This window comes from Pseudomonadota bacterium, from assembly GCA_030860485.1.
Classification (GTDB): domain Bacteria; phylum Pseudomonadota; class Gammaproteobacteria; order JACCXJ01; family JACCXJ01; genus JACCXJ01.
In genome coordinates, this window is sequence record JALZID010000003.1 from 1 (window position 1) to 12,158 (window position 12,158).

Sequence of the window (12,158 nt, forward strand, 5' to 3'; positions counted from 1 at the left end):
ACATACCGGACTCCTCCTCTTCGTTGAAGTGGTCGTTTCATCTTCCACTCTGGCACATCACGATGCCGTTAGGGAGGGGAGGAGTCCATACCATTACCCTAGCCCTCCCCCGCTCCGCAGGGGAGGGAACCAGGATCTTCCTCCGCTGTCCGTGCTGTTCGCGGACAGGACAGGGTCACGGTGAGGGGATCAAGAAACGCGATTTTGACCGTCCGGGGTATCGCCCCTAGAAGCATCCCAGACAGCGCCCGAAGGTATACGTCGCCGGCTCCTGGACCAGGACCTGCCCCGCTTCGTCCACATTGCCTCCCATGAGGCTGAAGGGCAAGGTCAGGATGAATAGACCCGTCCCGATGATGGTCGATGCGATCCCCAGGGGACGCGCGATCAGCCCGTCCGCGACCATGTAGTCGGCGTCGTGCGCCGGCTTGGCATAGACGGAATGGCCGCGTTCGCCGTACTGTTGCTCTTCGCTGCCGTACCAGGGGTCCCCCGCGCTTTCCTCGGCCGCTGCCGAGACCGGGGATATGGCCACACCGACCGCGAGCGTCAGGGCGCGGCAGAGATCCGATCGTTTCGATACTCTATTCATGGATACCTCCATCCTCGTTGAAACGGGGCCAATCCGTAGATAGCCCCTCGATAGCGTGATGTCAAACAGGCCCTGTTCCGACACGGCCGTCCTAAGCTTCCCGCGGGCGCACGGCGGTGCGCCCCTGCTTTGCTGACCGTCCCCTCCGCCAGGAGTGTCACCTGCCACGGCCCCGCCCTCACACGAGGGGAATGGCATGCTCCAGCAAGCGACGGACCTTGTGCATCCCGACCTTGACGTTGGACTCGATGAGCCCGATCGTGAGCACCCCCTCCCCACGGCCGGCGGCCCAGTTGGCCACGACCGCACAGCTCGCGTAACACATCCCGAGCTCACGGGCCAGGGCGGCCTCGGGCATGCCGGTCATGCCGACCATGTCACAGCCGTCGCGCGCCATGCGGTCGATCTCGGCGGCGGTCTCGAGACGCGGCCCCTGGCTCGCCCCGTAGACTCCCCGCGGCCAGGCCTCCAATCCAGCCTGCTCGGCGGCCCCGATCAGCACCCCGCGCAGGGTCTCGCAGTACGGCTCGGTGAAGTCGATGTGGGTCACTTGATTCATGCGGCCCTCGAAGAAGGTATGCGGGCGTGACCAGGTGTAGTCGATGATCTGATGCGGGAAGGCGATACGCCCCGGAGCGAGATCCGGGTGGATCCCCCCGACGGCATTGATGCTAATAACGTGATGGATGCCGAGGTGCTTGAGGGCCCAGAGGTTGGCGCGGTAGTTCACCTGGTGCGGTGGGATCGCATGGGCGACGCCGTGGCGGGCCATGAACACCACCTCTTTGCCGCAATAGATGCCGTAGACGAACGGGCAGGACGGCTCACCGTAGGGGGTCTGCATGACCACCCGCCGGGCGATCTCGAGACCGCTCAGGGTGCGTAGCCCGGTCCCGCCGATGATAGCCAGCTCGCTCATGCCAGCTCGGTAATCATGTAAGGGTCGATGCCGGCAGGGCGTAGATGCCGGGGGCGTTGCGCAGGTAGTTCTTGTAGTCCATCCCATAGCCGAAGAGGTAACGGTCGTCGGCCAGGAGGCCGGCGAAGTCGGCCGGCGGCGCTCCCGCACAGCGCGGCACCGCCTTGACGACCAGGACCGCGCTGTAGATGGCGCTCGCGCCTTTGTCCCGGCACGCCTCGACCATGGCGCGGAGCGTGTAGCCCTCATCGAGGACATCATCGACGATCAGGACCGTGCGGCCCCGGATCCGCTCATCCGGGCGCCTGAACCAGGACAGCGTCCCCCCGGAGGTCTGGCCGCGGTAGCGCGTGACGTGGAGATAATCGACCTCCACGGGGAAGCCGAGCCGGGGCAACAACAGGCCGGTCGGGATGACCCCGCCCACCATGGCGCACAGGACCACGGGATCCCGGTTGGCGAGCTCGGTGCCGATCTCCGCCGCCATACGGCCCAGTGCCGCCTCGACCTCCGCCGGGCCGAACAGTCGCTCGGCCGCGGCCAGGACCGCGCCCACCTCTTCCACCACGGATGGGGCGGGATCCACGGTCACTCGGGCCCCTGCCGCCTGAGCCTTTCCTGCCCCACCCGATCGCGTGCGAACTGGAAGGCCGAGCGGCCGCTGCGCGAGCCGTGCGCCAGGGCCCAGCGCAGGGCCTCGCCCCGCATCGCGGAAGGATCGCCCTCCGACACACCGAGGCGACCGATCCAATGGGATACGATCTCCAGGTATTCCTCCTGCCGCAGGGGGTGGAACGCCAGCCACAAGCCGAAGCGCTCCGACAGCGAGATGCGCTCCTCGACCGCCTCGCTAGGATGCAACTCCCCATCTTCACGGTGCCCAGCGAGGTTGTCTTCCATGCGTTCCGGGACGAGATGGCGGCGGTTCGAGGTCGCGTACACCAGCACGTTCTCGGGCGCAGAGCCGAGCGAGCCGTCGAGGGCGGTCTTGAGGGCCCTGCAACTCGGCTCGTGAGGCTCGAAGGACAGATCGTCGCAATAGACGATGAAGCGTTCGGGCCGCCCGTGTAGGGTCTCGAAGATCGGGAAAAGGTCCACCAGGGCCTCGCGCTCGACCTCGATGAAGCACAACCCCAGGCCGGCGTACTCGTGGATCAGGGCCTTGACCAGGGAGGATTTGCCCGTCCCCCGCGCGCCCCAGAGGAGGGCATGGTTGGCCGGAAACCCGGCCAGGAACTGGCGCGTGTTGCGATCGAGCGCCTGTTTCTGGCGATCGACGCAACGGAGGTCTTCCAGCCGTACCGCAGACACATAAGGCAAGGCCCGTAGCGCCCCGCGCCGGCCCTCGCCGCGCTGCCAGCGGAAGGCCCGCGCCTGTGCCCAATCGATCTCCTGCGCCGGCACGCCCAGCACCCCTTCCAGACGCGTCATCAGCGACTCGACCCGCGCCATCAATCGTTCCGCTTCCGACATCGCCCCCGCCCGTGCGCCCGTGTTCCCCAGGATGCCCGCCCTATATACTGGCCACCGTGCGTCGTATACCAGCCCGTATTATCCCTATTATATATACAGGCAGGATAGGGGTGGATGCCGAGTCAGCGCTCCCCCCGCAGCCGGCGCAGCGCCTCGTTCAGGCGCCCCTCGACCGTGGTCTTGTATTGCAACAGGGGGATGATGGGTGGGGGCCCGCGATCCCTTTCATTATCACGGCCCGAACACGCCGCCGACAGCTCGATATCGCTCACGTCGACGGGATAGACCCCGGTGGGGCCATGCACATCGAGCAGGTGCAGGGCGGCCTCCCGGTAAGCGGAGGGGCCTTGCGCCGGCTCGGAGAACTCGCGGCCGCAGCACCGCAGCGTGAACGCCCGGCCGGTGTCGGGGTGCGGGGTCCCGAGCGCGCGCACGAGGTAAGCGCCCTCCCCAAATTCATAATAGGCCCCCTCGGGCACCTCCGAAAGACGCCGTAAGCTGTCCGGCTCCCCCGGACCGCCCACGGTATAAAAATGCACGGGCGGCCCGGCGCCGGCCGATGCCGGAGCGCGGGCGAGCACCGTGTGCAGGAAACGCCGGTAGCGCCCCAGGAGCGCATCACCGCCGTCGATCTCGGCGTCTGCGTGGAACAGCGCCCCGTGCTCGTCGAGGACCAAGACCAGGGCACGCTCGCGTATGGCGACCACAAACACCTGCACCACCCCGGACTGGTTCTCGGCCAGGACCACCGGCAGCGGTCCGCACGCCAGGGCCCCTCTTTGCACCAACGTCCGGGTGAACACCGGGAGGGGGTGGCCGAGATAGCGTAACAAGGCGGCATGGGACTCGACCAACTCGGCCTGCCAGGTATCACCGCTCTGCGCCAGGACGCAATAAACGCTGCCCCAGGCCAGCACGTAACGGCGGGCCTCTGCGCGCACGCCATGCAGAGCGGTCACCGCCTCGTCCATGAGCTGCTCGAAGTATCTGGCGAGCCCTTGGGCGTCTGCCTCTGCATCACCGTAGACCAGCACCTCGATCGACACACGATCGGCTCGTCCCGAGGGCCAGGCCAGGTACTCACACAGGCAGCGCATTAAGGCCGTGTCCCCTTGAAAATGCAGGCCCAGCCGCTCTCCCCAGCTCGTCACCAGGATCAACTCGGCCAGCGCCACCCGGTACCGATTCCAAGGGGTGGGCTCGCCCTCCGACCGGTCTCGCTCCGCGCCCCTTCGTACCGGTACCGTCTCTACCCTGACCATGACCACGGCGCTCGTGAGCCTCGGCGCTGCGATGAGGTCGGTGGTTTCGGGTTTGTTCCCGGCGCCGCGCGCGAGCCCCCGTTCGATAAAGCCCTGCATCGTCTCGAGGTCGGAGCGGGACAGTTCCCCCGCCCCTGCGTCCACGCACCAACGCGTATGTGATGTGGAGAGTCCGTTGAGGACGGCCCAGGCGATGAGCTGGCCGGGGGCCTCGCCGGTCCTGACCAGGGCATCAGGGGCATCCTTTCGATCTATTAGGCCCGCGCCACGCGACAGTCCCCACGATTCGGTGGGGTCCGGACAGCGATGCAGGCACAACGCGTCTTCGACTCTCCCCCATTGGGTCTCTGGACCCAGGAGGGCGAACTTACCGGGACGCCGTTCGAAGGCGGCGTGCAGGCGCCGTCCCAGCGCCGTGATCTCCTCGGCCGTGACGGCCGAGCGCCCGCAGAGCGGGCGGGCGAACTCGGCCAGGACCCGGCAGCTCGTCCTCGAGGAGTCGACGATCTCCCGCCACTCCGCGCTCACCCGATCGAAGCCCCATCGATCCCGCTCTGCGAGCCTCGCGGTATCCTCGCCCGACCAGCCCCATTGCCGGCGGAGCCCCGCGATGAACCGCCCACGCCAGGCCCGGGCCACGTGCGAGGGGAGATGGCGCTGCGCCTCTTGCGCCTTAAAGTACAGACAGCGCCGGGCCAGCGCCAAACGTGGCGTATCGGCCTGCCTTTCGAGGTACTCTTCGACCCGGCGGTACAAGAGCCAATAGGGATCGAGGGCCTCGGCATCGGCAGCCCCCCCATAGATATACGCCTTGTAACGCATGGCGAGGAGATCGGGCCGGGGATATTCGCCGGCATAGGCCTCCAGGAGCAACAGCTTTAGAACGGATTTATACGGGGCGTCGATAACCTTGCCGAGTTGCCACAGGGCCGCGCCGGCGAATTCCTCCCGTGGGATCTCGCCGAGCCCCCCGAGATCGACACCGGGCATCTCCGGCGGTACGGCTTGCAAGCCGGCCACGCACTCGGCGTAGCGGTGCTCTTCGGCCGGCGGCACCCTCCACCACATCGGGCACAGACCCGCCAGCACCACGCTCGATCGATAAAACTCGTCGAGCAAGAAGTAATGCTGGGCATTGCCGCTGCACTCCGCGCTGAGCCGCGCGTGCCCGCCGGCGCGGAAGCGCTCGGGGTCGATGAGGAAGAAATGCACCTCCAGACCGAGCCCCTGGGCCCATTGTTCGATCACCCGTGCCTTGGCGTTGAGCTCCGCGAGCCGTCGCGCCTCGATGCCGGGCTCGTGGCAGACCCACACGTCGAGGTCGCTCTCGGGGCAGTGGGCGATGCTGCCCAAGCTTCCCAGGCAGTAGATCCCGAGGAGATCACGGGGATCCGCCGCCTCGCCCGCCCCGATCGCGCTCCGAAACAGGTGCAGCGCCGCGTCCATGGCCTCGGGGCCAGGGGCGAAGCGCTCGATCCCGGCCGGGGTCTGGCGTGAAACGTATCCCGGCAGGCCGGGACGGTTGACATGGAAGAGCAGCGGTAGGACGTCGAAGAATCGGACCTGCTCGGGCCTCAAGGCTTCGCGGATCCGGTGCAGGCGTGCCCGGTTGATCGATTCGAAGCGGCCGAGGACGCCGCTGCTCATCGGCTCGCTCTCTGTAGGCATGAATGTGCTTAGCGGCCTCTGCGATGCGATCCTGGACGCACAGGCCGCGCGCCGGCGGCCTTCCGGACCCGTGCCCCGAGTCGGGGTGGCGGAATTGCGGGTACAATAGACCCTCGGTCCCGCGGAGGGCGTTGCGCATCTACCCCTACCGCCGACCGCTGCGTGAGGGTCGATAAAACAGCAAGTTGCGATGAAACAGCAACCGGCGATGAAACAGCAAGCGGTCTGTGTCTACCTCGGCGAGGCCTTGGGGCGTTACGGTTTCGGGGGGGGACATCCGTTTGACGCGGGGCGCATGCGAAGCTTCGAAGAGGGCGCTGCGAGTGCCGGCGTGCTCCCGCGGGTAGAGCGCCACGAACCGGCGATCGCGGACCGCGCGACCATCGAGCGCTTCCATACCTCGGCCTATGTCGAGCGCGTCGTGCGACAATCCAAGACTGGAGAGGGCTATCTGGACTACGGCGATACCCCCGCTTTTCCGGGGGCCTACGATGCCGCGGCGGCGGTCGTCGGCAGTACGGTGGACGCCGTGCATCGGCTGATGCGGGGGGACTCCCGGCGCGCCTTCGTGCCCATAGCCGGGTTGCACCATGCGCGCCGCGACCGGGCGGGCGGCTTCTGTGTATTCAACGACTGCGGCGTCGCGATCGAGGTCTTGAAGGCGGATTACCGTCTGGGCTCGATCGCCTATGTCGATATCGACGCCCATCACGGTGACGGGGTCTACTACGACTTCGAGGACGATCCGGCCATCGTCTACGCCGATCTGCACGAGGACGGGCGCTTCCTGTATCCCGGCACCGGCGCCGCCGAGGAGACCGGACGCGGCCCGGCGCTCGGGACCAAGCTTAACATCCCCATGCCGCCCTACTCGGATGAGGCCGCGTTCCGATCCGCCTGGCCCCGGGTAGAAACCCATGTCGAGGCCCATTTGGAACAGGCCCGGCCGGGTTTCATCCTGTTCCAGTGCGGCGCCGACAGCGTGGCCGGGGACCCGCTCACCCACCTGCAGTATTCCCCGGCGTGCCACGCCTACGCAGCGGCGCGCCTGTGCACGCTGGCCGATCGCTACTGCGAGGGCCGAATCCTCGGCATGGGCGGCGGCGGGTACAATCACGACAACATCGCCGCGGCCTGGAGCGGCGTGCTACGCGCGTTTGTCGAGGCCGGCTAGATCCGCATATAGCCAATGTTAGCCGGCCATAAGCCGGCCATAGTATCAGCGTTATGGAGCACCAATTATGAAACGACCTATATTCTCACCAATCGCAGCTTGTAGCGCGGTGCTTGGATTATTGTTGTCCTGCGGAAACACGCAGGCGGCCCCCTTGACACCGACCGCTAGTGTGACGGTTACGACGCTGGTCCGGGCTGACGCTACACCACCGAAGGTAATCAAGCTAGCCCGCAATGATGTATTTATTCTTCGAGGTCTGTCCAGGCGTACCGGTGATTCTGTGGACGTCATCTTTACAAAGGGTGGTGATTCTTTTTTTCTCGTTGTTACTGGCATTTCAGGGGGCCCTGGCTTAATTGGGGGGCCTGAAATTCCACTAAAAGGGCCTGCGACTGTCACAATATCTGGGAGGGGATTCGTTGCGTATGAAATCCAGGAACTCTAACGCTTGACAGCCCGAGTAGGATGCGCTGAGGTACGAAGCGCATCTGTCGAGTGATGTCCCGCGATTGATGCCCCTCCTTGACGTCGGCACATTGTTTACATGGGGAATTGAACGCGGAAAAAAAACGCCGCGCCGGTGAGCTTGATGCGTTATACAGAGCGACTCAACCAGTTTGGAAGTCCCTTCTCCCTCGGTGAGAAGGTTAGGATGGGGGAATGAAATCAAACACTTTCGTCGATGATTTCGATCCCCTCACCTCAATCCTCTCCCGGAGGAGAGGGAGAAAAGACGGTGCCTCTCCCGGAAGGACAGGGACTTGGAGGTGTACCCGAAACTTCAAATAGGTTTGCTTAGGCTTTTACAGCGGTCTCGTTTATTATTCTGTTATTAACCTATTTGCGCCAGTGGAGCTGAGTTATGTTCACAAGAGCAATGACGATCGCGGGATTCGATGATGATCTATGTCGTGCCATGGAAGGAGAGCGCCAGCGCCAGGAAGACCACATCGAGCTCATCGCCTCGGAAAACTACGTGAGCCCGAGGGTGCTGGAGGCCCAGGGCTCGGTCCTGACCAACAAGTACGCGGAGGGTTATCCCGGTAAGCGTTATTACGGGGGCTGCGAGCACGTGGACGTGGTGGAGCAGCTCGCGATCGATCGTGCCAAGCAGCTCTTCGGCGCCGGTTTCGCCAATGTCCAGCCGCATTCCGGCTCGCAGGCCAACGGGGCCGTCTACCTCGCCTTGATCAATCCGGGCGACCCCATCATGGGGATGAGCCTGGCGCACGGCGGGCACCTGACCCATGGCGCGAGCGTCAACGTCTCCGGCAGGATCTACAAAGCAGTCCAATACGGGCTCAACACCGAGACCGAGGAGATCGACTATGATGAGGCGGAAAGGCTCGCGCTTCAGCACAAACCGAAGCTCATCATGACCGGCTTTTCGGCCTACTCGCGGGTGCTCGACTGGCAGCGCTTCCGGGACATCGCCGACCGGGTCGGGGCCTATCTCATCGCCGACATCGCCCATGTCGCGGGACTGGTCGCCACGGGGCTCTATCCGAGCCCCATCGACATCGCCGACGTCACTACCACCACCACGCATAAGACCCTGCGCGGACCGCGTTCCGGGATGATCATGGGGCGGGCGAACCCCGACATCGAAAAGAAGATCAACTTCATGGTGTTTCCCGCCTACCAGGGCGGCCCCCTCATGCACGTCATCGCCGGCAAGGCGGTGGCCTTCCGGGAGGCCATGCAGCCGGAATTCAAGGCCTACGCCGAACAGGTGATCAAGAACGCCCGGGCGATGTGCCGGGTATTCCTCGATCGCGGCATCAAGATCGTCTCCGGCGGCACGGACAACCACCTGTTCCTCGTGGATCTGGTCAAGCAAGGGCTGACCGGCAAGGCACTCGACGCCACCTTGGGGCGCGCCAACATCACGGTCAACAAGAACGCGGTGCCCAACGACCCGCAGCCGCCGTTCGTGACCAGCGGCATCCGGATCGGCTCGTCGGCCGCCACCACGCGCGGCTTCAAAGAACCGGAGTGCCGCCAGATCGCCGGCTGGATCTGCGACATCATCGCGAACATCGAGGACGAACGTCTCAACGAACGCATCCGTGGCGAGGTCGCCGATCTGTGCCGGAGATTCCCGGTCTACGGTCTCTGAGACGGAACCGCACGGTTCCCGCCGGGCGCCTCGCGCCTGATCCGACCCCCGCTTTGGTCAGTTCCGAAAGATAGTCGACGCGCCGATGCGCTGTCCCTTCTGCTCGGAGCCGGACACGCGGGTCATCGACTCGCGTCTGGCCGAGGACGGCGAACGGGTGCGCCGCCGGCGTGAGTGCACGGCCTGCCAGGAACGCTTCACGACCTACGAGGCCGCGGAGTTGAGCTTACCGCGGGTGATCAAATCGGACGGCCGGCGTGAGCCCTTCATCGAAGACAAGCTGCGCGCCGGCATGCAGAGGGCCCTCGAGAAACGCCCGGTTGCCCTCGAAGACGTCGAAGCATCGATCGCCGACATCAAACGCCGACTGCGTGCCTTGGGCGAGCGCGAGGTGCGCTCGCGGCTGGTGGGCGATCTGGTGATGGCGGCGCTCCGGCGGCTCGATTCCGTGGCCTACGTGCGCTTCGCTTCGGTGTACCGCCGCTTCGAGGATGTCCAGGCCTTCGTCGAGGAGATCGAACGCCTGGGCGGCACGCCTGAGAGTTTGTGAAAAAACCTACTGCGCGCGGGATGTCGCGCTGCGGCTGGTCCAATGCCGACCCCCTATACCTCGATTACCACGATAAGGAGTGGGGCGTGCCGGTCCACGACGACCGGACGCAGTTCGAGTTCCTGGTGCTGGAGTCCGCGCAGGCCGGCCTGAGCTGGATGACGGTCTTACGAAAGCGGCCGAGCTATCGCCGGGCTTTCGACGACTTCGACGCCGAAAAGGTGGCTCGTTACGGCGAGCGCAAGATCGCCGCGCTCTGCAACGACCCAGGGATCATCCGCAATCGCAAGAAGATCGAGTCGGCCGTCCTGAACGCCCGGGCGTTCCTGGCCGTCCAGGAGGCGTTCGAGAGCTTCGACGCCTACATTTGGCGTTTCGTGGACGGCAAACCGAAACAAAACGCCTGGCGCACCATTACCGAGCTGCCGGCCAAGAGCCTCGAATCCGAGGCGCTCAGCCGAGACCTCAAACAGCGCGGTTTCCGATTCGTCGGCCCGACCATCTGCTATGCCCACATGCAGGCCACCGGGCTGGTGAACGACCACATCGTGGACTGCTTCCGATATGGCGAGTTGACGGCGCGTAGGTGATATCGCGATCCGTCAGACCGGCTCTGGACTCCGACCGGCATACCTCCCCAGAAATGGGGGCCGGCACCGCCCAAAAGAATTGGGGTCGGTGCCGGCGCCTTGGGGTCAGCCGACGTTGACTTGGATCCTACGCGGCTGAGCGTGCTCGGCCTTGGGGATGCGGAGCTTCAGCACCCCGTCCTTGAACGCGGCGTCGCTTTTCGTGGTATCCAGCTCCCGGCTCAGGGTTAACGCCCGCCGGAAGCGCGGCGTCTGGAGCTCTGTATAGGCGGGGGTCGTACCTTCCGGTGTCTCCACGGCGACCTCGCCCTCAATGAGCAGCCCGTCGCCGTCCAAGCGCACCGTGAGCCCGTCCAGGGGCACGCCGGGCAGATCTGCAAAGAGCGTGATCCCGGTCTCGTCTTCGAGCACATCGATCGGCGGCACCAGCGCGGGGCTATGCCTTTCCGCTACCCGTTTTACAACCTCTCGTTTCTCACTCATGATTCATACCTCCAATTAACAGTCGATGGCTCGACTCATTTGACCTCGATACGCCTCGGTTGTGCCGATTCGCGTCTCTGGACGGCGATGGTAACCACGCCATCGCGGTAGGTCGCCTCGACGCGCGCCGGATCGGCGTCCTCCGGCAGGCTCACTACCCGCTTGAAGGAGCCGACGGCGCGTTCGCGCGCGTAGACGCTGAGCTTCTCGCTCTCCTCCGGAACGTCCGAGGCGCGCTCGCCCGCGATGGTCAAAAGCCCGCGGTCGATGCTGATCGAAAGCTTCGCGGGATCGATGCCGGGCGCAAACGCATCGATGCGGATGGCCGTCGGCGTGCTCCCGATGTTGATCGCGGGAAACGCGCCGCGGCCGACCGCGCGGATGCTCGAAGGCAGACTCAAGCCCCCGAAACCCTGCACCTCGCGCTGCATCCGGTCCAGCTCGGCGAACAGATCGGTCGGAAACCGCAACAAGGACTCGTACATGGTGATACCTCCACAGTTTGGCTATGAACTTCCCGCCCCTGCTCGCCGCACCGGCGTACCTGGCGCTCGATTGAACCCGGTGAGCGAGTTTCGCGGATGCAACCGTATATGGGGCCTGGTGCGTGTGTATCAAGCCCACGCCGCCGGGCACGCAGGGGCGACACCAATCGCGCAATCATTTCGCACGTGCGAAGTGATAAGATGCGTCCGGGGCGGTGGTCCTCTTTCTGGAAGCCAATGGAGTTCAAAGACTATTACCAGACATTGGGTGTCGAGCGCACGGCCGCCGAGGACGAGATCAAGCGCGCCTACCGCAAGCTGGCCCGCAAGTATCATCCCGATGTGAGCAAGGAGCGGGATGCCTCGGAGCGCATGAAAGCGATCAATGAGGCCTACGAGGTCTTGAAGGACCCCGAGAAGCGCGCCGCCTACGATCGGCTCGGTGCGGGCTGGCAGCCCGGCCAGGACTTTCACCCGCCGCCCGATTGGGACGCGGGCTTCGAGTTCCGCGGGAGCCCCGCCGGCCAGGGCTTCGCAGGGGACTTCAGCGATTTTTTCGCCTCGCTATTCGGAGGCGCCACGGGGGCGCGGCATGGGGCGGGGTTTCACGGCCGCGGCGAGGACCATCACGCCAGGGTCCTCATCGACCTCGAGGACGCCTTCCGCGGCGCCACGCGGGCCGTGACGCTGCGCGTGCCTGAACTAGACGCCGAAGGGCGACTCGCGGTGCGCGAGCGCACGCTGAACGTGCATATCCCCAAGGGGATCCGCGAAGGGCAGCTCATCCGCCTGGCCGGGCAAGGATCCGCCGGGGTGAAGGGCGGGAAGGACGGCGATCTC

The 12,158-nt window shown here is 65.3% G+C and carries 12 protein-coding genes; 5 read left to right on the forward strand and 7 right to left on the reverse strand.

The features are described from left to right. Positions 1-226 precede the first annotated feature (226 nt). The 5 genes from M3461_00040 to M3461_00060 form a co-directional block, all read right to left on the reverse strand. Positions 227-592, reverse strand: a complete 366-nt coding sequence (locus M3461_00040) for a multidrug transporter (protein MDQ3772879.1) — start codon at positions 590-592, stop codon at positions 227-229. Positions 593-770: 178 nt separating this feature from the next. Continuing rightward, entirely contained in the window at positions 771-1,511 is a 741-nt protein-coding gene (locus tag M3461_00045; GenBank protein MDQ3772880.1) for an S-methyl-5'-thioinosine phosphorylase, read from the reverse strand. Positions 1,512-1,524: 13 nt separating this feature from the next. Further along, positions 1,525-2,103: a hypoxanthine-guanine phosphoribosyltransferase gene (locus M3461_00050; GenBank protein ID MDQ3772881.1), complete on the reverse strand. Its 579-nt coding sequence runs from the start codon at positions 2,101-2,103 to the stop codon at positions 1,525-1,527. Beyond that, entirely contained in the window at positions 2,100-2,984 is an 885-nt protein-coding gene (locus tag M3461_00055) for an ATP-binding protein (GenBank protein MDQ3772882.1), read from the reverse strand. The genes M3461_00050 and M3461_00055 overlap by 4 nt, the downstream gene beginning before the upstream one ends. A 122-nt stretch (positions 2,985-3,106) precedes the next feature. Then, positions 3,107-5,893 carry a class I adenylate cyclase gene (locus M3461_00060; protein MDQ3772883.1) on the reverse strand — a complete coding sequence of 929 codons (2,787 nt, stop codon included), beginning with the start codon at positions 5,891-5,893 and terminating at the stop codon, positions 3,107-3,109. A 211-nt stretch (positions 5,894-6,104) separates the two neighbouring features. On the opposite strand from M3461_00060, the gene M3461_00065 reads away from it, so the two are divergent. The 4 genes from M3461_00065 (at position 6,105) to M3461_00080 (ending at position 10,350) form a co-directional block, all read left to right on the forward strand. Continuing rightward, the gene (locus M3461_00065; GenBank protein MDQ3772884.1) at positions 6,105-7,088 is read left to right on the forward strand and encodes an acetoin utilization protein AcuC; all 984 of its coding nucleotides are present in this window, start codon (positions 6,105-6,107) and stop codon (positions 7,086-7,088) included. 865 nt (positions 7,089-7,953) lie between these two features. Beyond that, on the forward strand, positions 7,954-9,210 hold the full coding sequence (locus M3461_00070) for a serine hydroxymethyltransferase (GenBank protein ID MDQ3772885.1): 1,257 nt from the start codon (positions 7,954-7,956) through the stop codon (positions 9,208-9,210). 85 nt (positions 9,211-9,295) lie between these two features. After that, the gene (gene nrdR, locus M3461_00075) at positions 9,296-9,760 is read left to right on the forward strand and encodes a transcriptional regulator NrdR (GenBank protein MDQ3772886.1); all 465 of its coding nucleotides are present in this window, start codon (positions 9,296-9,298) and stop codon (positions 9,758-9,760) included. A 20-nt stretch (positions 9,761-9,780) separates the two neighbouring features. Next, on the forward strand, positions 9,781-10,350 hold the full coding sequence (locus tag M3461_00080) for a DNA-3-methyladenine glycosylase I (GenBank protein MDQ3772887.1): 570 nt from the start codon (positions 9,781-9,783) through the stop codon (positions 10,348-10,350). Between the two features lie 105 nt (positions 10,351-10,455). Here the strand turns inward: M3461_00080 and M3461_00085 are convergent, their stop codons facing one another. Continuing rightward, a complete protein-coding gene (locus M3461_00085; protein MDQ3772888.1) occupies positions 10,456-10,833 on the reverse strand; it encodes an Hsp20/alpha crystallin family protein in 378 nt (125 codons plus the stop codon). Positions 10,834-10,868: 35 nt separating this feature from the next. After that, positions 10,869-11,318 carry an Hsp20/alpha crystallin family protein gene (locus M3461_00090; GenBank protein ID MDQ3772889.1) on the reverse strand — a complete coding sequence of 150 codons (450 nt, stop codon included), beginning with the start codon at positions 11,316-11,318 and terminating at the stop codon, positions 10,869-10,871. Between the two features lie 237 nt (positions 11,319-11,555). Here M3461_00090 and M3461_00095 point away from each other — a divergent pair. Next, the coding region (locus M3461_00095) for a DnaJ domain-containing protein (GenBank protein MDQ3772890.1) at positions 11,556-12,158 on the forward strand (603 nt) is incomplete at its 3' end.